Genomic DNA, 19,628 nt, shown 5'->3' on the forward strand with positions numbered 1-19,628 from the left:
CTCGAGGGTCCGGATAAAGTCCTCCTCTCGAAGAATCGAAAAGTGCTAACGGATAAGCCGTGAGTGTTCACTCTTCCGGCGAGATCACGTTCGGTGTCGGGTAGATGCCGCCATTGGCGTGCAGAATCTGACCGGTGATGAACGACGCACGATCGGATGCAAGGAAGCAACACGCTTCGGCGACCTCTTCCGGCGTTCCCATTCGCTGGAGAGGTATCGCTTCGACGAGTTCGTCTCCGCCGTCGAAGGGTTCGTCTCGATCGGTATCGATCAATCCCGGCGAGAGACCGTTGACGCGGATTCCCTCCGGACCGAGTTCGGATGCGAGCTGTCGAATCTGCCCTTCAATACCCATCTTGCTCGCGTATGAGTGTGACTTTCCTGTTCGGCCAAGGTACACCATTGCACCGATCAGGTTCACGATTGAGCCACCGCCGGCGTCAATCATGTCTGGGACGACGTGCTGCGTCGTCAGGAACAAACCTTTGACGTTAACGTTGAGGACGGTATCGAGATCGTCTTCGTCGACCTTCAAGAACGGTTTCTTGGGACGGTACGTTGCGTTATTGATGAGAACGTCGATCGGGCCGAGGTCGTCGCGGACGGTATCGACAATGCGCTCAATGTCGTCCGGATTGCCGAGATCGCCGAGAACAACCGACGTATCACCGCCGGCCGCTTCAACCCGATCCGCCGTCTCGCGACACGCCGCTTCGTCGGATTTCGAGGTGATACCGACGTCGCCGCCTCTTTGAGCGATCGCTACCGCGATCTCCTCACCAATGTTACGACTCGCACCGGTGACCAGAGCCGTTCGATTGTCGAACTCCATGCGTCTAGCGCATCAGACAGCGTAAAATAATGTTCGGATCGTTCGAAGCAATTCATATGGGCGGAAACAGAAGGAAAGCACGCAGAACGATCATACGACCGTGTCAGTAAACGGAAGTCCAAGCAGTGATCTGACATGCTTGATCGCGCTCAGAAACCCGAGAGGTTCAGTACGGCGAGGGAGTACTGGACTTGGGATTCAATGACGATCTCGAGACGGTAACGCGAATGAGGGGACCGTCTTCGGTGAGCACTGTCCGGTGTCGTTGCTCAGTCGCAGTCAGCCGAAATTTGCGTTCGGTTCAGCCGATGATGTCGTCTACCAGTTCACCGTCGTCAACGACGACTTGATCATCGAGATACACTGTCGGCGTTCGGACGACGCCGTCGAGATGGATCTCGCTCTTCAGGCTGCCACCAAGAGATTCGTTGTCTCCGATCGCGAAGTGAACAGTCCCAGCACGTTTTTTGTCCTCAGCGAGGTTTCCGATCAGTTTTGCTTTCGGATTCGTTCCGATAGCAAACTCGGCGAGATTTCCGGCGTTTTCGTCGCTCTCCTTGATCAGTGTCCGGAGTTCGTCTGCCTGCTCACCGCCGTTGACATCGGTAACAAATCCGTCCTCAATCTCGAGTGTGATCGGCTCTGAGAGCTGTCCGAGGTTGTCCATTGAAACGTCAATAACAATCGTCCCGTTTGCCGTTCCTTCCGCGGGGTGAGTCGGCGATTCGCCCGGTGGGAGGGTTGCGAAACCATAGTTTTCGTGGAAGTATCCATCGAGTGAAAAGGCAGAACAGCCATCGACACTGAACGTAATGTCGGTTCCCTTGTCACTTGTCACATGAACTTCCGACGCGGCGTCGTGAACGTCACGAACAGCTTCTGTCCGCTCGCGAAGCTCCTCGAAATCAACACTCATTGCACCTTCGACCATCATATCCTCAGTGACACTTCGGAGGATTCCGAACCGGGTCCCTGACTCAGCGGCCTCGAGTCGCGATCGGGTGTGCGTAATTGCGTGCGTTGTACACGTGAACGCGACATCTGCCGCGATCATAGCCTCTGCAATCGTTGCGGGTGGCTCATTACCGTGGCTCTCGAGCAACGGCATAGTCGCAATGATTGCTTCTGCATCGGCCGCCGTCGCAGCTCTCGCAACGCTACGTGCGACTTCTTCCTTTTTTGCATCAGCGATCACCAGCACTTCTTCGCCGGGTTGAACATCGAGACAGTCTTCTACGATACCACTTGCTGCTGCAGCCATCTCTACGTCAAGCATGCTTGCGTCTCCTACGATAACGTGGCCCAAGCGGAATAAAAATATCGATAGATGCTATCTCAACCGGTTAATCAGTATGATAGTAGCCGGTTCCATCCATTAGACGACGCTGTGTTCGGTAGATCGTAACTCCATCAACCGTGGGTTCCACTTGATCGACGTTTGCGTGGACGGTCATCGTCCCCTTAGGATGACCTACGGTGACCTCATCGTCAGCATCATCGGCGACTGCCGCGGGGATAGTACCCGGGAGCAATGACGCAGCTGCGGTACAGGACGCACTCGTTACTGCATACACAGGGTGGAGCTTCTGCATACTCATGACTCGGGCAGTGATCGTCTGGTCCTCGGCTTTAATCGTGCTCCCAGTTGTTCCCTCGTAAGTCGTCGGTTCGGCAACGAACACGAGCTTTGGATATCCTGGAGACTCAACCGCCGCTTGGTCTGCATCATCGACGAGACCCAGTCGCTTGCACACAGCTGCGCGGATCGCTTCGATCCGCTCAAGGAGTTCAGGATCCTTGTCGATTTCACTGGGCAGTTCTGTTGCATTGAGGCCAATATCAGCGGCCCGAACAAACGCCACTGGTGTTGTCACGTCAACAACGCTGGTTTCGATCGTTTCACCATCAATCTCGATCTCGGATGTTGGTTCTCCGAACGGCAATAGCGCGTCAGTGACCGCGCCGGCAGGATCGCGAAACGTCGTATCGATACGTGCGCCGGTTCCAGGAACGCCGTAAACTTTGAAGCCCCCGCGAGTAGCGGAGTGGCCGTCGGCGAGTGGAATCGTCTGATCAATGACCGTGCTTGTGTTCGTATTATGGAGCGTGAGTGTGACCTCGTCTGCACCCTCGTCGAGGGGGATTAGTCGTTCGTCAACGGCGAACGAACCGATTGCACACGTGAGGTTCCCACAGTTTCCTCCGTAGTCGATCACGGCTTCATCGACTGCGACCTGGCCGAACGTATAATCAACATCAACATCTTCGCGGTCGCTCTCGCTTACGATCATCAGCTTCGATGTGGTTGACGTTGCACCACCGAGACCGTCGATCTGGCGGTCATCCGGGCTACCGAACAACGAGAGGATCGCTTCATCGCGTTTCGTTTCCGGTAGTTCTTCCTCGCGGATGAAGATTCCCTTGCTCGTTCCACCACGTACAATTGCACACTCGAGTTGTTGCTGATCCATTATTCTATTGATTGGTGGGCGATGTCTTAGTTGGAGCGATCTCGTCAGCAGCTTCTTCGGCAGCTATTTTTCCGAAAACCGCGGCGTTTGAAAGGCCAGTGCCGCCAGGATAGTTATCGAAGAACAGTCCACCAACACTGTTGCCGGCTGCGTATAATCCCGGAATATGCTGACCGCGAGTATCGATCACTTCTGCGCAGTTGTTCGTTTCAACACCACCGAACGCGAACGTGATACCGCCGGTAACACGGTACCCGTAGAACGGTGGTTCGTCGATCGGCAGCGCCCAATTGGACTTCTCGGGGGTGATTCCATCCGTGTCGTTTCCATCGAGTGAGTCGGGATCGAACTCTCCAGGATCAGTCGACTCATTGAACTCGCGGATCGTCTCTGCCCCCGTTTCCGGGTTGTCGCAACCGACCTCAGCAAGAACCTCCTCGAGGGAATCTCCTTTCACCCAGCCACCTGGTCCAGTCGCCCGCTGGTGTTCCTTGAGCGGCTCATCGATTACAATATACGCTTCATGACCGGGCTGTTCGAAGATGATCCGTCCGAGTTTTGCGTACGTGTGTGCTCGTGCATCCTCTCCCTCATCGAAGAATCGATCGCCCTCGCGATTCAGAAGGACACCATACTGATACCCGTCAACGCGATTCGCGCCACCCTCGACTGGCGGCGATTCAGCATCAATCAGGGCCATGTGTGCGCCACCCCACTGTCCAGTCGCGTTGGCGCCAGTTTCAAGCGCGGCATCAATTGCCTCACCCGTATTGTATCGACTTCCACGGACAGTCATCGCATCGTAGTCTGAACCGTAGTACCGTGTCCGCTTCTCGGGACTGGACTCATAGCCGCCTGCACCAAGGATGACTGCATCGGACTCAAGTTCGACGAATCCATCGTCAGTGATTGCTTTGACACCGACAACGCGACCATCGTCGTTGCGGATGAGTTCTCGAGCCTCCGTCTTGTAGTAGACGTCCGTACCATTTTTTTCGGCAGTTTCGACGAGAGTTGAGACGAGTTCCTCACCTTCGAAGAACGTCCGTGCGACAGTATACCCAACATTCAGCGGGTCCATATCCCAGTCGACACCGAGTTCAGTGAGCCATTCGACGGTCTCCCCGGCATTATCGACGAGTGTCCTAGCGATTTCGGGATCCGCCCGATCGTTTGTCTGGGACATGATATCGTCGTAGAAATCGTCAGCCGAGTAATCCGCCTTGGTTACAAACTCGTATCCGTACTGCTCGATATCTGCATCCGTCGAGGGAACGCGGAAGGATTCACTGTAACGAGTGTGCCCTCCCCGGTGTTCCTCAGGAGCCTTCTCGAGCATCGCAACACTGAGACCGAGTTCAGCCGCGCGATTGGCCGCTGCTAGCCCAGCCATACCACATCCTATTACTACCACATCGTAGTGGCTACTTGTAGGCATACGGTTCCCATGTATAGTTGCAGGTATTAATAGATACAGGAGTTACGCTATGACCAAGGCTAATTTGACCAAGGCGAAATTGGATTATTATAGGTGGCAGCGATCAGATGTGGGATTCAGCCGAGCGACAGGAATATATTAGTAGTTCGCTCATAGAACATGGGTTATGGACTCCGTTCAGGAGATGAAAGGCGCAAGTATCGTTGTTGAAACATGTGCAGCCATTGAACCCGACGAGGACGTTCTCGTTGTTAGCGACTGGAAGGTAGCAGACGTTGCCGAGCGGGTCGCTGCGGCCGCGAAGGAACGCGACGCCAACGTCTCGATGACGCTCATGGACCCCCGAGAGTACGACGGAAACGAACCTGACGAGACGGTCGCCGCTGCAATGCTCGAGGCGGATGTCATCATTACGCCAGTCCACCGATCGATCACCCACTCGGAAGCGGCAGCGAAGGCCAAAGAAAACGGAGCGCGGCTGATCAGCATGGTGAAATTCACCGACGAGCAACTCATCCGTGGCGGCCTCTACGCTGACTACGAGGGAATGCGACCCCACTGCGAGGAGATGGGCAAGAAATTCAGCGAGGCCAGTGAGGCACGTGTTACCTCTCCACAAGGGACGGACGTTACCGTCGGCCTAGATGGGCGAGAAGGGAACGCCCACCCCGGTATCGCCGACGAATCCGGCGAGTTCACTGCTCTAGTCCACATCGAATCGAATATTGCACCCGTAGAAGGGACGACCGAAGGTACCGTTGTCTTCGACGGTGCGATTCCGAACCTTGACATTGGCGTTCTCGAGGAACCAGTAACAATGGAAATCGAGGACGGTGCTGTTACCTCCGTCGAGGGGGGCAAAGAGGCCGAGACTATCCAGCGTGTTTGGGAGGAACATGATGATCCTGCTGTCTACAACATTGCACAGCTCGCAGTAGGAATGAATCCAGAATGCCCCGAATTCAACGGTTGGTTCTCGAACGACCACGGTCGATATGGCAACGTCCACTTTGGAATCGGTACAAGCAGTAACCTCGGCGGAACGACCCGAGCACCCGTGCACTTCGATGCCATGATGGCGGAACCGACGCTCGAGCTTGACGGTGAAGTCGTCGTTGAAGACGGTGAATTCACTTTCTTCTAAGGATTAATCAGCGCATTTTTGGTCATCTTAAGTCTCAACTTAGATTTGCACTATTAGGATAGACTATTGTACTAACATCTGTGACCTTGGCTGTGAATTTCCTCTAAAGGGTTCGGCCTATGTGGGGAACTCGCAGACGAATTGCGCCACAATGTTCGACGAAGTTATTTATGCTGTTTCTTCCGCCGAGACATTGGCTTATTGGGAAGCACTGTAACCGTAATCGTTGACAGGAGAGATCATAGACTTCAATTCCTGGTGTCCTCAAGCGCAGATTTTGTATAAACGGTGAATCCATTACAGAAGGATATTGGAGTCTTACCCTAAGTGGCTCGTGGGCGGGCCATCTCCCCGAGACTAAATTACAGTAGTCCCTACATTGAGCCTGTTTTGATATCAATTAAGTGATTAAAATAAGGTGTGCTGGTAAGCCTGAGCGCACCGCTTGAACATTATGGCGTTGACAGGGATAGAGGGCTGACAGTGCGTCTGAAACGCTTGTCTCATGATAGAAGGAAATTATTCCTAAACTGCAGGAGGCAGGAAATTAAGCCAAGAGATGCTTGGCTAATTATTGAACGAAGCCTTGAGTTTAGATTTGATAAACGGTCCGAACAAGATGACAAGTATCATGATTACAAGTAGAAGGGAAAGTGGCCTCATGACAAATATATCATACGATCCCCCGGAGAGTTGCAGTGATCGCATAAGGTTCTCTTCAGCAATTTCACCCAATATGATGCCAAGCAGAAACGCGATGATCGAGTAATCGTACTTCACCATGAAGTATCCGATAACACCGAGACCCAGTACAGTCCAGACATCAATCCAATTAGTATCGAGAGTATAACCACCAAGAATCGCGAGGACGATAACCATTGGAATGATAACGTTCGTTTCGACCTTAGTCAAGATTCCCAGTCGTGTGACAAGGAACACTCCAACCAAGAGAATGAAGATATTTCCAATCAATAACGCGATCAGGAACGCGTAGGTAGTCGCAAGTTCGCCCTCGAACATGTCCGGACCAGGACGCAGACCGTGTAATAACAGTCCACCAAGCAGGACTGCGGTAGCGCCGCTACCAGGGATACCGAATGAAATTGTAGGGACAAGCGAACCACCAATTGTCCCGTTGTTGGATGCTTCAGTGGCAAGGACACCGAGTGGATTACCAGTGCCGAAAGATTCGGAATCCTTTGAGGACCGTACTTCCTCACCATATGCGAAGAAATTCGCGACTGTCGCTCCGGCACCAGGGATCGCACCAATAAACATGCCCATGAACCCCGATTTGAGTAGTTTAATCGGATGGCTGAGGGTTGTGCGCACACCAGACAGGGCACTGCCACTCATATTAATCGCCTCTCCAGCGATTCCGCCTTTTTGAGCAGAGAGTTTGATCATTTCGGCAATAGCGAACACACCGATGAGGGCCGCAATGAAATCGATACCGTCATATAGGGCGAGACTATCGAACGTATATCGAAGTTCAGGACTATTGGGAGCGATGCCGATTGAAGTGATCATCAACCCAAAAGCACCAGCAGTCAACCCTTTAACGATTGATCCGCGAACGACAACAGTAATCAGTGCGAGACCGAGGATGGCCATTACGAAGTACTCCGGTGAACCGAACGCCAGAACGAGTTCGATGATAACTGGTGAAAGTAATATGAGGGCTGCCACTGAGAAGAAACCCGCGATTGCTGAGGCAGTGGCGGAAATCGCAAGTGCTTCGACGGCCTGTCCCTTCTTTGACATTGGATACCCATCTAATGTCGTTGCTGCGGACCCCCCTGTCCCGGGAACGTTTACAAGAATCGCCGAGATTGATCCACCATACATCGCTCCGCTGTACATTCCGACGAGAACGATGAGGGCATCGACAGGTTGTAATGGTAATGTCAGCGGTAAAACGATCGCCATCCCCAGTGCTGCACCGACCCCCGGAAGTGCACCAGCGATTATTCCGAGGAAGAGTCCGACGACGACCCAACCAATAGTAGGCCAGCTGAATACTATGGACGTTGCCTCCATTAGGGCTTGAACGATACTCATTTTATATACCCCCCTGATTTATAATTTCACCACTATCGAGTGGGGCGTTGAGTGCTTCCATGAATCCAAACGCGATCGCAAATGAGAGAAGGACTAGAAAGATAATAACACGCGATGATAGTTTGTACCAGATTCCATAAATCGCTACAAATATAGGAGTGATCCATAAGATACCGGCAGCGTACCCGACGATTCCATAACCAACCGCTGAAAAAGCCGTAAACATAGGATCTGGAAGTGGACGGCCAACGGAGGACTCTAGTTCGTTATTCGCTTCGTTCTCTTCCTCAGACTCTACCTCATTTTCTTCCGCAGTTTTAATCTTCTCTTCTTCGACTTCAACTCCCTCTTGCCCGGGTTCAAACTCTTCTTCAGCCCCGACTATTTGTGAATCTTCCGCCACGAAAGTGTACAAGGGCTCTGGAAGGTACGGACGGAAAAATAGCAGAACGGTTCCAATAACGACAAAACCAGCTGTAAGCCTCGGAAACGTAGCAGCTTCAGCGATTTCGAAGTTGTAAGACTCCCAAATCATGTAGAGCGCCGAGGCAAGCATTAAACCGAGGAGAGCTTTCTCCATGTCAATTCTCTCCGCCATTTTTTGAAATAGTGGGTTGGTACCCATACTCATCGCTTGTGTATTCATCATCTATAAAGATTGGCTATTAAGTCGCTTGAAGAATTGACAAAGAGGTTTCGATGGTGCTGTATTGTATGATATACTGGAATGCTACTTGATCAAATCTACGTTAGGATATTTAATAGTTTTCTAGGGTCAGGAGTGGATAGGAAAGAATTAATCGGCTGCATCCCGAACGTCGTCGAGGTCGACTACGTCGGGAATCTGCTCATACGCTTCTTCAACTACTGCTTCGGCTGCTGCACCATCATCATAAATGATTTCGTTGCCAGTTTCTTCAGACCATTCTTCCATTTCCTCAGAGGTCATTACCGTCTCTAAAGCATCTTCCCATGCTTCAACAACTTCATCCGGCGTTTCTGGGGGAGCATATATACCACGGGAAAGTTCAACAAGATAGTCCATCTCTTCGTATCCTTGTTCTGTAACCGGTTCTTCATCAGGGAAGACGCCAGATCCACCGGAGGCAAGCACACAAACCAAGTCGACGCTGTCATCCGCAACCGCCGCCTCAGCAGCGGTGTCGGTACTGATTGCGGCAGGTACTTCGTCGGACATCGTTGCTTCTACAGCTGGGCCAGAACCATCGTATCCAACGTATTCTTCCCAGTTGATCCCATGTTCTTCGCGCATGACTTTCGCCATAACGTGATCGATACCGCCGCGTTCTTTCCCACTGAATATTTCGAGTTCACCATCATCATACCGGTCAATGAGATCATCATAGTCTTCGATCTCGTAGTCGGGGTGTGCAACAATGACAAACGGTGTTGTAGCAAAAAGCCCCAACCCTGTAGCCTCTGTAAGATCAAAGTCCTGTTCGTTTACCATCTCAGAAACCGGTGTCGATGGCGGATTGTACGCTGCTACGGTGTATCCATCTGGTTCGGAATGCATCATCTCGCCAGTACCACGGAGAGATGCTGCACCCGAAATATTCTCGATTGGGAGGTTCACACCAAGTTCTTCGCCCAGCATTGGGCCCATCTCGCGGGCGTAGACGTCGGTTCCACCACCCTCACTGAAGGGAATAATGAATTGAATGTCATCACTTGGATAATCATCACCACCATCCCCCTCATCGTCGGTAAGACATCCGGCAAGCCCTGCTAACGACACAGCGGATGCTGCCCCTGCACATTTCACAAACGACCTTCTACCGATACCGCGGTCTCTGTTATCTTTCCCCATTGCATACCATAGTCGGGAAGGCTACTATATATAATTATTGGTTGCTAAGAACTCCTCCACTCTTCTCTACTGGATATTGGTTAGGTTTCACGTGAATATTTACAAATGTATATATTTTATTGCATGATTATAGGGAGATCATAATACGCTATCAATGAAGGGCCAATAGAAGAGCCAAGCAAGAGGAACAACGACAAATGCATAGATCATAGTCACGCAACCAAAAATGAATACATCTCGAATACTGAGCGGCCCACGGTCGAAAGATAGTAGAACTGAGGTCGTGTTGAAGGGAAGAAAAGTTGTCGATCCAATTATTGTTAAGATCGAAAGAGAGAGATAAAATTGATTGATTCCCAACACGGAACCAAATTCAATAACGATAGGAAGAACAACCGTAATGGCAGCAGATGCCGTCGAAAATAGGGATCGCATGACTATTGCAATAGCAAACAACACTGCGACGCTCTGCCAAAGCGTCATCATACCAAATGGGATTAAATCAGTGGCACTTTGAACAATGAAATCAAGTGTGCCCGTTGTCTCCATCACTTCCAAAATTGAGAACATTGCCCCAATTACAAATAGAATACCCCAACTCATTGACTGAACGTCTTCAGCAGTGATCACCTGAATCCTGGGCAGCGAAAGGATTACAACAGCGAAGATTGCCGGAATGATCGCTGGAATTCCTATAAACGACCCAACAACCCATGCAAGAACTGTGCCTCCCATCACCCACGCTACAATCTGTTCATCCTTCGTCCAAGGTTGTGACTCGTTTTCGTTATCGGTTACTGACTGGGAAAGATCACTTGTGGCCTTTGAGTCCGATATTGTCTTTGAGTTATTGACAGGATATAATCGGGCGGCAGAAAATGCCGAGAACGCGTACAATAGCATCACAGGAGGTATCATGTAGATTGCCCACTCAACCCATGTAATTGGTCGGACTGAAGAACGAATGATTTCAGAGGTGATAATCGCCATTCCACCACCTGTCATAAGGGCCATTGAGGCAATTGGATTCACGTGACCGAGAATGAAAAACGAGGATTTTTCGAAATTGCTCTTTCGGCCTAAATCGTAGACATCGGAAATACGGTGTACAAGCGGAATAAACGTCACTGCACGTGCGACAGCAGATGGCATGAAAAATGAAAGCGCAAATAAATTCGTCGAAAGAGAACGAATCGATTGGAAGGGTGTACTTTGCGTAGAGAGCATCCGTCTAGCTGCTCGTTCATCCAACCCTGTTTTTGATATCGTGTTCCCTAGCAATATTAAGAGGAAAAGGAAGAAGACAAGCTCTGAAGCGAAACCACTTACTGCCTGATCAAACGAATCGGTAGTCCCTAGGGCAAATAAGAGTCCCATCGCTAATATACTCGAAACAGTAAACGGAACTGGTTTAGCAATCCAGAGTACGATTGTAAATACAAATATAGAGAGAACAAGTTGCATATCTGGCTCGAGACCGGGTGCAGTCGGGAGAAGTACGCCGGATATCAATACAAGGGTTGCAATGATCATACCTCCCCACTGAATTAGTTGCGTTTGTCGAGAAGATGTATCAGATCCATCAGTTCCCATTTGAAATCTTATTTGTAAGGTATATCTATACACCGTTGAAAAGCCTGCTGATCAGGCAAGCAATCATATGGTGCATAACCCATTAATGTTCATCTTCATGCACACATATATAAGGATAATCGGAATCACTAAACCATGTGCCTATATATACCTCTGCTATCTACCATGGCACGTATGCCCATAGTTGCTGCCGTCGATCGGGACGGACCAAATGATCAGGTACTCGAGGAGGCACAAAATCTTGCCAGTGGATTCAATGACGAAGTACATGTTGTACACGTTTTGAACCAGAAGGAGTTTCGGGAAATCGAACAAACCAGCGTCGAAGAAACAGGAACGACTGTTTCAATGGATGAAATTCGCTCCTTCGCAAAAGAAGTAGCTGATGAGGCAGCTAAGGGAGTTGTTGATACATATCACCCCGTTGGGCTTGTTGGCGATGCGGCTGATGAACTCGTAGACTATGTAGATGATAATGATGCACGCTATATTGTCGTTGGTAGTCGAAAGCGATCTCCAGTCGGGAAGGCTCTGTTTGGGAGCGTTGCTCAGTCTGTCCTCCTCAGCGCACCGTGCCCAGTTGTAGCAGTTATTCAGGACGGAGAGTAAAGATGATTCAGGGACTCGTCGATCAGGATATTAAGCCATCTGAGCGACTCTGTGCAGGCGTTGATGACAGTATTGACCTTGAGTTCGGGGTCGATAACACTGAAGAGGCACTCATTAGTTCCCTCGAGAACAAGGAAGTACTCTTTACAACGTCTCGACTACCGGTCACCAGACAGGTGCTAACAGAGGTAACCGGCCTCCGGCTTGTAGCCAAGATCGGTACCGGTCTCGATTCAATTGATCTGGGGGCTGCAGCAGCTAACGATGTTACTGTCGTCTACACGCCCGGGCTTAATGCCCGCTCCGTCGCCGAACACGCGCTCTCGCTGTTGTTAGCCGTTAATAGAAACGTGATTCTCGGGCAGCGCACACTCGAGGCAGGTGGTTGGCGTGATTCAATGCCGACCAGTCAGCCAGTCGCAGGGAAGACAGTTGGTATCATCGGGTTCGGAAATGTAGGCAGTCGAGTAGCAGGTCTGCTCTCCGGGTTCGACGTCGATATTCTCACCTATGATCCGTACATTCACGAGATAGATACGCAGATTACTGGCGCTGAGCGTGCCTCACTCGAAAAGTTACTTACATCATCCGATGCTGTCATCGTCACCGCTGAACTCACTGAGGAAACCTGCAGAATGATCGACAGAGAAGCTCTTGAATTGATGTCAGAGAGGGCAACACTTGTAAATACTGCACGCGGACCAGTTGTCGATCAGGAAGCTCTCATCGAGGCCATTCGCGACGGAACGATCGCAGGTGCTGGTCTCGATGTATTCGAAACAGAGCCATTGCCATCCGACTCATCCCTTCATGAATACGATAATATAGTTGTCACACCCCACATTGGGGCGTCCACAATTGATGCACGGGAGGCTGCTATCGATACTCTGTCAGATCTCGCTAATATGTATATTAATGATGATAGGTTGCCAGAACGATTTGTTGCAGTTCGTCCATCGTAGTACAGACTTTACGACATTAGCAGAATAAATAAAGCCACGCATGGCTCTCAACTGACCTGATATCGCTTCAGCGTCGATCCACTAGCTGTAAGAATTTTCACCCCAGTCAGCCCAAGCCGTGAGACCGGCAAGAAGACGGATTTATAATCGTTGAGAGTATCACTTCGAATGTTCATGACATATGATCAGGTAACGGTTCCAGAAGATGGTGAGAAGATTTCTCTTGCAGACGACGGCTCCCTCGAAGTTCCTGATAGTCCGATCATCCCGATCATCTACGGTGACGGTGTCGGGAGCGACGTCGGTCCTGCCGCGCAGCAGGTACTCGAGGCCGCCGCGGAAGCGACCGGCCGCGAGATCAACTGGATGCGCGTCTACGCCGGCGAATCCGCTCGCGAGAAGTACGACGAAAACCTGCCGGACGAGACCGTTGAAGCCATCAAGGAACACCGTGTCGCGATCAAGGGCCCGCTGACGACGCCCGTCGGCGCCGGCTTCCGCTCGCTGAACGTCGGTCTTCGTAAACTACTCGATCTGTACGCGAACGTCCGTCCGACCTACCACCTCGACGGCGTCCCGTCGCCGGTCAAATCGCCCGAGCAGATGGACATGGTTACCTTCCGTGAGAACACAGAGGACGTCTATTCTGGGATCGAGTGGGAAGCCGGGACTGACGAAGTCGAAAAAGTAAGGGAATTCGTCGAAGACGAGATGGACCAGACGAACATTATCCATAACGGCCCCGTCGGTATCGGCATCAAGCCGATCACGGAGTTCGGCACTAAGCGACTTGTCCGCCGTGCAATCGACTACGCTCTAGAGCACGGTCGCGACTCGGTCACGCTCATTCACAAAGGCAACATTATGAAGTACACCGAGGGCCAGTTCCGCGACTGGGGCTACGAAGTCGCGAAAGAGGAATATGGTGACGAGGTAATCACCGAAGACACCCTCTGGGAAGAGCGCGACGGCGAAGCACCCGATGGCGCCGTGGTCGTCAATGATCGCATCGCGGACAACATGCTCCAGCAGATCCTCACCCGCACCGACGAATATGACGTCCTCGCGACGATGAATCTGAACGGTGACTATATCTCCGACGCCTGTGGAGCCCAGATCGGCGGCCTCGGCATCGCACCCGGCGCCAACTTCGGCGACGGCCGCCTGCTGGCCGAGCCCGTCCACGGCTCCGCCCCCAAGTACGAGGGCCAAGACAAGGTCAACCCGACCGCAATGATCCTCTCGGGTCGCATGATGCTCGAGTACCTCGGTTGGGATGATGCCGCCGACCTCGTCCGCAACGCCATCGAGGAGACCATCTCCTCGGGCAAGGTCACCTACGACCTTGAGCGTCAGCTCGAGGACGCCGAAAAGCTTGCTACCAGCGAGTACGCTGATGAGGTCGTTAACAATATCGAGAAACTGTCGTAGAACCGTTAACCGTAGTAGATCCGCTCGAACGCCGTAACGCGGTCTACGAGGGTTTTGACCCGCAAACCTACTTTTGCGGTGATCCGGATGAAGTCGCTACTAATGTTCAATACATATAGTAATAGTGAGAACAAGTAGGGAGATGGGATTTTAAGTTAGCTATTATATAAAGAAGTGGTGATAATTATCGTATCACCATATGGTTTGACTAGAACGCACCCTGGGACCAACCACCGTCAACATGAAGAATTGAACCGGTGACAAATCCGGCTGCAGGTGAAGCAATGAAGGTTACTGCTTGCGCAAACTCTTCTGGTGACCCAAGCCGGGTGAGTGGAACCTCTGCTTCTCGGCGTTCTTTTGCCTCTTTGATTGTAATATCTTCTTTGTCTGCAAGTACATCAATTTTGTACTCAATTCGGTCAGTGAAGATTCCTCGAGGCGAAACACAATTAACTCGTACACCCTCTGAACCGTATTCATTCGCGAGTGTCTTCGAAAGTCCGTATATTCCGGGTCGGATAACGTTCGCAATCGACCCCGAGACGTTTGGTTCGAGCGTTGAAGCCGCAACCAAGTTAGTAATTGACCCACCACTATCTTGTAAGTAGGGAAGCGCAAGTTGGCACACCTGAATTGTGCTTCTGAGTACTTCGTTATACGTATTATCGAAGTCATCAAGCGTGGTTTCGCTAAACGTTTTAGTGAGTGGACCGCCGTGGTTTGTAATAAGTATATCTAAACCACCAAGTTCGTCTATCGCATCTTCTATCCCCATTTCAATGGATTCTGATTTAGAAAGATCGCAAACACGATATCCAATTCGGTCAGCATCACAGTTAACCTCGGTCTGGATAGACCTGACTGCATCTTCTAGGTTAGCCTGAGAACTAGAGGTGATAATCACGTCTGCTCCTTCGGAAACAAGTTGCGTAGCAACTGCTCGTCCAAGACCTTTACTTCCGGCCAGTACTAATGCTGACTTCCCGGTTAAGTCCAAATCCATAATCTTGATTAGTAGAGGTGATACATATTTGTACTGGTAATGATAGGATAATTTATAAATTTGGTAACTTTCACTGCTTACCTATCATGCTGCGGAATTTTATATACACTCGGTGTAGAACCGATACTATGCATTCTTAATTTTTCTATAGATAACAGAGATCATTTCATCTTACGGGATTTTATATACCAGGATCAACTACTCCTCCACCATGGGGAACAAACAATCCACATCAACGGTGCAAGCATCCGAAACGACATTCGCCGTCGTTGAAGCACTTCAGGCACTTGACGGGGGTAGAGTAAACGAAGTAGCCGAATATCTGGACAAATCACCTAGTACTGTTCATCGGCATCTAAGCACACTCCTACGAAACGACTACGTCACAAAGAAGGGCGACATCTACCACTTAGGGATGCGCTTTCTGACAGTTGGCGGTACCGTCCAGAATCGCGATCCCGCCTTTCGGATGGCGAGAACAAAAGTTAAGGAATTAGCCGAACAAACAGGCGAGCGCGCACAGTTCCTCGTCGAAGAGCATGGCTATCGAATTTACGTCCACACAGAAACAGGCAAACAAGCGGTAGAAACAGACAGTCAGATCGGAAAGCGAGGACCTCTTCATTGTAGTGCTGCAGGAAAGTCTATTCTTTCACAGCTTCCAGAAGCGTACGTTGAAGAGATCTTTCCTGATAAGGAACTATCTGCAATTACTCCGAATACCATTACAGACTGGGAAGAGCTTATGGAAGAACTCGAAACGATTCGAGAAACAGAAATCGCCTACAATTTCGAAGAATCCACAGAAGGGTTAAACGCAATTGGGACAGCGATTACCAGTCCAAGCGAGCAAGTAATCGGCGGACTAAGTATTTCTGGACCTGCTCATCGGTTAAATGACGAACGACTAGAGACCGAATTGGAAAATTTTCTTCTTGGAGTAGCGAATGAACTCGAGCTAAATATAAAATACAATTTGTAGATAATGTCTTAGAGATTGCCACTGGTTATGATTGTAGCTATAGTTGGCCCCATTTCCAGGCCCTAGTATACAATAGTACAAATGTAAAACCTATACGGCTTATAACGAGTATATCTCTTAGGAGTCCACTACATTCGAAAATGGTAGTGTATCAGTTAATTAATTCTATCTGATAGTATCTAATAAAATAAAAGCTCATATGTGAGGTTTGTAAGGTTCATAGTTTCGCCTGGCGGAATTATATATCGGGGTGCGTTTCTACTAAGTATATCTAGTTCTAGTTGATATATTTGGAACTGGTGTCTATATCGCGGGGATTAATGTTCGTGCAATTCAAACAAGGACCAATGGCAGCAACAGCGGATCACTTACAGCATTCAGAATATTTCGAGCAAATACTCGAAGGCGATGTCGATTTCGGTGAGCCGACGCGAACATTGTATTCAACCGATGCCAGTATCTACGAGGTGAAGCCCGCTGGAATCATCTTTCCATCGGGTCTGAAGGATGCTCGTACAGTCGTTGAGTATGCCCGTGAACACTCTGTTAGTATTACGCCACGAGGAGCAGGCAGTAGTCTTACAGGAAACGCTATTGGCGAGGGAATTATCCTCGACTGTGAACGGTACATGGACAGTGTTCTTTCAGTCGATCCTGAAGAGGAAACCGTAACAGTGGAACCGGGAGTAGTCCTCGACCAGTTGAACGACCGTCTCGCTGAAAAGGGATTGTACTTTCCGCCGGATCCGAGCACATCGAGTAGTTGTACGATCGGGGGAATGGTCGCCAACGATGCAGCCGGTGCCCACTCCGTTCGCCATGGTACGACCCGTGACAACGTTCGATCAGTTAAATGTGTTCTTGCCGATGGAACCGTCGCTACTTTCGATCGGCTGGAAGGAAATCAACTAGAACAGGTCTGTTCGCGAGAGGACCGTTTTGGCAAACTTGCTCGTACCGTTCGCTCAATTGGACAGGAGCATGCCATCGAGATCGATAAGCAGTATCCGGATGTTGAGCGCAATTCGAGCGGATACGATCTCGAAGAAAGCGTCGCAGCAGACGGCTCATGGCTTGATCTCTCCAAACTTATCGTTGGAAGTGAGGGGACTCTCGGAATCATCACCGAGGTCACACTCAATTTGAGTGAACTTCCTGAAACACAGGCCGGGGCACTGGTTTTCTACGAGGACGTAATTGCGGCGGCTGCTGCCGTCGAATCGACGCTTCACGCGGATCCAAGCGCGGTTGAACTCGTCGATGCCGACGTTCTGGGCTATGCTCGCGACGCATGGGGATTCGATCGCGTTCCGTCCGATGCAGGAGCCGCGTTACTCGTGGAGGTCGAAGGTGATGCGGCAGATATCAACGATCGAATTGATGAAGCCATTCACGCCGCCAAGACCGATGCTACCGTCGATGTTGAGCGGGCATCGACCGCAGAAGAACACGAAACGCTCTGGACGATTCGAAAAGCGTCGAATCCTCTCCTCAACCGCCGGCCCGGAGACAAACAGGCACTTTCGTTTATCGAGGATGCAGCCATTCCGCCGGAACAGTTGCCCGACTATCTCGAGCGTATCCGAGAGATACTTCTCGAGTACGAACTGAATGCGAGCGTTTTCGGACATGCAGGACAGGGCGTGTTACACGTCAAACCGTTTCTTGATCTGAAAACAGAACAGGATCGAGAGCGGCTAGATGCAGTTAGCGAAGAAATTCATGAGGTCGTCCTCGAGGTCGGCGGCTGCGTCAGTGGCGAACACGGTGATGGTCGTCTCCGCTCGGAGTACCTCGAGAAGATGTACGGTGAAACGCTCTACGAGGCATTTCAGAAGGTGAAACGCGCTGCGGATCCGAACGATGTGTTCAACCCGGCGAAAGTTGTCCCTGACTCAGAGGGACAACTGGTCGAGATGGACGAGAACCTCCGGTTTGACGGCTATGATCCCGGAACAGTCGAGACGGCGCTCAACTTTGATGCCGAGGGCGGGTTCGACTCGCTAATTGAGCAGTGCAACGGGTGTTCGAAATGCCGAACCACCGACGGTGGTGTTATGTGTCCGTCCTATCGTGCTGAAGAAGAGGAAGTGATGAGCACCCGCGGCCGAGCGAACGCGCTTCGGGCCGCCATTGACGGAAAACTCGACGAGGATGCGCTCACGAGCGACTGGTTCGAATCGGAAGTTCTCGATCTCTGTCTCGCCTGCAAAGCTTGCGAAACCGAGTGCCCAACCGGTGTCGATATGGCGAAGCTAAAGACCGAGCTAAAACATCAGAAACACCAGAAGAACGGAGTTCCGCTTCGCTCCCGCCTATTCGCGAACGTCCGGACACTCAACCGACTCGGAAGCACGTTCGCTCCGATTGCGAACCGCCTCAGCTCTTTCCTGCCAGGGCGGGCAGTTCTCGAACGAGTCGTCGGTATCGATCGGCGGCGCGAGTTACCTGTGTTCGCATCGGAGTCCTTCCAGGACTGGTTCGAGAGACATGATGCTCATCCGTCTGCCGGCAACCACGGCCATGTCGTGCTCTTTCCGGATTGTTACATGGCGTACAATCATCCGGAAGTCGGGCAGGCCGCGGTGAAACTGCTCGAGCGATGCGGTTACGCCGTCGAGGTACCCAACGTCTCTTGCTGTGGTCGCCCCGCGCTCTCACAGGGAATGGTCGAACACGCCCGTACGGACGCCGCTCACAACGCCGAAGCACTTGCCGAGTATACCAATTCGGACGTCCCTATTCTTGCCGGCGAGCCCTCTTGCGTCAGCGCATTGCAAGAATACGATGACCTGATTGAGGAGACAGCAAGTGTGCCGGACGCCGCCGAAAGCGTATCGACGTTCCTGCTGAACGAGGTCCGAGAACAACTCGAAGATTTTGGACCTGTGAACGGAACCGGACGCGTCGCAGCGCATACACACTGTCACGCTACGGCAAAGGGATTCGACCACGCGTCGGTAGAATTGCTTGAATCTGCAGGCTACCAGGTCGATGTCGTCGATGCAACCTGCTGCGGGATGGCGGGTGCGTTCGGTTATGAGACCGAACATTACAACCTCTCGCGGTCACTTGGCGAGGACCTTGACGCGAAGATCGACGCGCTTGATCCGGATGCCGTGGTGACGACGGGATCGTCGTGCAGTCAACAGCTCTCGGACCTCGGCCGTGAGACGACCCACCCACTCGTATTACTCGAAACAGGATCGAATAGCGGTTAAAATAATACGTAGCTGGTTCGGTACTCGTGTCAATATATCAATATTTA

Annotated in this window: 15 protein-coding genes; 6 read left to right on the plus strand and 9 right to left on the minus strand. The window is 51.1% G+C overall.

What is annotated here, in order from left to right; translation table 11 throughout:
- Positions 1-67: 67 nt before the first annotated feature.
- From C491_RS13475 to tcuA, 4 genes are all read right to left on the minus strand, one after another.
- Entirely contained in the window at positions 68-832 is a 765-nt protein-coding gene (locus tag C491_RS13475) for an SDR family NAD(P)-dependent oxidoreductase (protein ID WP_005557198.1), read from the minus strand.
- A 301-nt stretch (positions 833-1,133) separates the two neighbouring features.
- Positions 1,134-2,108 carry an aminopeptidase gene (locus C491_RS21715; protein ID WP_083909327.1) on the minus strand — a complete coding sequence of 325 codons (975 nt, stop codon included), beginning with the start codon at positions 2,106-2,108 and terminating at the stop codon, positions 1,134-1,136.
- A 67-nt stretch (positions 2,109-2,175) separates the two neighbouring features.
- A complete protein-coding gene (locus C491_RS13490; protein ID WP_005557203.1) occupies positions 2,176-3,303 on the minus strand; it encodes a 2-methylaconitate cis-trans isomerase PrpF family protein in 1,128 nt (375 codons plus the stop codon).
- A 4-nt stretch (positions 3,304-3,307) separates the two neighbouring features.
- Complete coding sequence (gene tcuA / locus C491_RS13495) at positions 3,308-4,741, minus strand: FAD-dependent tricarballylate dehydrogenase TcuA (RefSeq protein WP_049891930.1); 1,434 nt, start codon at positions 4,739-4,741, stop codon at positions 3,308-3,310.
- 166 nt (positions 4,742-4,907) lie between these two features.
- On the opposite strand from tcuA, the gene C491_RS13500 reads away from it, so the two are divergent.
- Positions 4,908-5,885, plus strand: a complete 978-nt coding sequence (locus tag C491_RS13500) for an aminopeptidase (protein WP_005557207.1) — start codon at positions 4,908-4,910, stop codon at positions 5,883-5,885.
- A 567-nt stretch (positions 5,886-6,452) separates the two neighbouring features.
- On the opposite strand, the gene C491_RS13505 is transcribed toward C491_RS13500, so the two are convergent.
- The 4 genes from C491_RS13505 to C491_RS21725 form a co-directional block, all read right to left on the minus strand.
- A complete protein-coding gene (locus tag C491_RS13505) occupies positions 6,453-7,925 on the minus strand; it encodes a tripartite tricarboxylate transporter permease (RefSeq protein ID WP_241431317.1) in 1,473 nt (490 codons plus the stop codon).
- 22 nt (positions 7,926-7,947) lie between these two features.
- Complete coding sequence (locus tag C491_RS13510; RefSeq protein WP_160167158.1) at positions 7,948-8,571, minus strand: tripartite tricarboxylate transporter TctB family protein; 624 nt, start codon at positions 8,569-8,571, stop codon at positions 7,948-7,950.
- A 171-nt stretch (positions 8,572-8,742) separates the two neighbouring features.
- Complete coding sequence (locus tag C491_RS21720; RefSeq protein ID WP_152421332.1) at positions 8,743-9,777, minus strand: Bug family tripartite tricarboxylate transporter substrate binding protein; 1,035 nt, start codon at positions 9,775-9,777, stop codon at positions 8,743-8,745.
- A 138-nt stretch (positions 9,778-9,915) separates the two neighbouring features.
- A complete protein-coding gene (locus C491_RS21725) occupies positions 9,916-11,310 on the minus strand; it encodes an SLC13 family permease (RefSeq protein WP_241431318.1) in 1,395 nt (464 codons plus the stop codon).
- 234 nt (positions 11,311-11,544) lie between these two features.
- Between C491_RS21725 and C491_RS21730 the strand changes: the two genes are divergently transcribed.
- From C491_RS21730 to icd, 3 genes are all read left to right on the plus strand, one after another.
- A complete protein-coding gene (locus C491_RS21730; protein ID WP_005557217.1) occupies positions 11,545-11,979 on the plus strand; it encodes a universal stress protein in 435 nt (144 codons plus the stop codon).
- 2 nt (positions 11,980-11,981) lie between these two features.
- Positions 11,982-12,941 carry an NAD(P)-dependent oxidoreductase gene (locus C491_RS13530; RefSeq protein WP_005557219.1) on the plus strand — a complete coding sequence of 320 codons (960 nt, stop codon included), beginning with the start codon at positions 11,982-11,984 and terminating at the stop codon, positions 12,939-12,941.
- Positions 12,942-13,115: 174 nt separating this feature from the next.
- A complete protein-coding gene (icd, locus tag C491_RS13535; protein ID WP_005557221.1) occupies positions 13,116-14,372 on the plus strand; it encodes an isocitrate dehydrogenase (NADP(+)) in 1,257 nt (418 codons plus the stop codon).
- Positions 14,373-14,580: 208 nt separating this feature from the next.
- On the opposite strand, the gene C491_RS21735 is transcribed toward icd, so the two are convergent.
- Positions 14,581-15,378, minus strand: a complete 798-nt coding sequence (locus C491_RS21735) for an SDR family oxidoreductase (protein ID WP_005557223.1) — start codon at positions 15,376-15,378, stop codon at positions 14,581-14,583.
- Between the two features lie 211 nt (positions 15,379-15,589).
- Between C491_RS21735 and C491_RS21740 the strand changes: the two genes are divergently transcribed.
- Together C491_RS21740 and C491_RS13545 are read left to right on the plus strand one after the other, a co-directional pair.
- Positions 15,590-16,360: an IclR family transcriptional regulator gene (locus C491_RS21740; RefSeq protein ID WP_005557224.1), complete on the plus strand. Its 771-nt coding sequence runs from the start codon at positions 15,590-15,592 to the stop codon at positions 16,358-16,360.
- Positions 16,361-16,707: 347 nt separating this feature from the next.
- On the plus strand, positions 16,708-19,581 hold the full coding sequence (locus tag C491_RS13545) for an FAD-binding and (Fe-S)-binding domain-containing protein (RefSeq protein WP_083909328.1): 2,874 nt from the start codon (positions 16,708-16,710) through the stop codon (positions 19,579-19,581).
- The last annotated feature ends 47 nt before the right edge of the window (positions 19,582-19,628 follow it).

Source organism: Natronococcus amylolyticus DSM 10524 (assembly GCF_000337675.1).
GTDB classification, from domain to species: Archaea; Halobacteriota; Halobacteria; order Halobacteriales; family Natrialbaceae; genus Natronococcus; species Natronococcus amylolyticus.

Coding starts and splice junctions, on each gene's coding strand:
- C491_RS13475 (WP_005557198.1), bottom strand. CDS start 832: ATGGAGTTCGACAATCGAACGGCTCTGGTCACCGGTGCGAGTCGTAAC.
- C491_RS21715 (WP_083909327.1), bottom strand. CDS start 2,108: ATGCTTGACGTAGAGATGGCTGCAGCAGCAAGTGGTATCGTAGAAGAC.
- C491_RS13490 (WP_005557203.1), bottom strand. CDS start 3,303: ATGGATCAGCAACAACTCGAGTGTGCAATTGTACGTGGTGGAACGAGC.
- tcuA (WP_049891930.1), bottom strand. CDS start 4,741: ATGCCTACAAGTAGCCACTACGATGTGGTAGTAATAGGATGTGGTATG.
- C491_RS13500 (WP_005557207.1), top strand. CDS start 4,908: ATGGACTCCGTTCAGGAGATGAAAGGCGCAAGTATCGTTGTTGAAACA.
- C491_RS13505 (WP_241431317.1), bottom strand. CDS start 7,925: ATGGAGGCAACGTCCATAGTATTCAGCTGGCCTACTATTGGTTGGGTC.
- C491_RS13510 (WP_160167158.1), bottom strand. CDS start 8,571: ATGGGTACCAACCCACTATTTCAAAAAATGGCGGAGAGAATTGACATG.
- C491_RS21720 (WP_152421332.1), bottom strand. CDS start 9,777: ATGGGGAAAGATAACAGAGACCGCGGTATCGGTAGAAGGTCGTTTGTG.
- C491_RS21725 (WP_241431318.1), bottom strand. CDS start 11,310: ATGATCATTGCAACCCTTGTATTGATATCCGGCGTACTTCTCCCGACT.
- C491_RS21730 (WP_005557217.1), top strand. CDS start 11,545: ATGCCCATAGTTGCTGCCGTCGATCGGGACGGACCAAATGATCAGGTA.
- C491_RS13530 (WP_005557219.1), top strand. CDS start 11,982: ATGATTCAGGGACTCGTCGATCAGGATATTAAGCCATCTGAGCGACTC.
- icd (WP_005557221.1), top strand. CDS start 13,116: ATGACATATGATCAGGTAACGGTTCCAGAAGATGGTGAGAAGATTTCT.
- C491_RS21735 (WP_005557223.1), bottom strand. CDS start 15,378: ATGGATTTGGACTTAACCGGGAAGTCAGCATTAGTACTGGCCGGAAGT.
- C491_RS21740 (WP_005557224.1), top strand. CDS start 15,590: ATGGGGAACAAACAATCCACATCAACGGTGCAAGCATCCGAAACGACA.
- C491_RS13545 (WP_083909328.1), top strand. CDS start 16,708: ATGGCAGCAACAGCGGATCACTTACAGCATTCAGAATATTTCGAGCAA.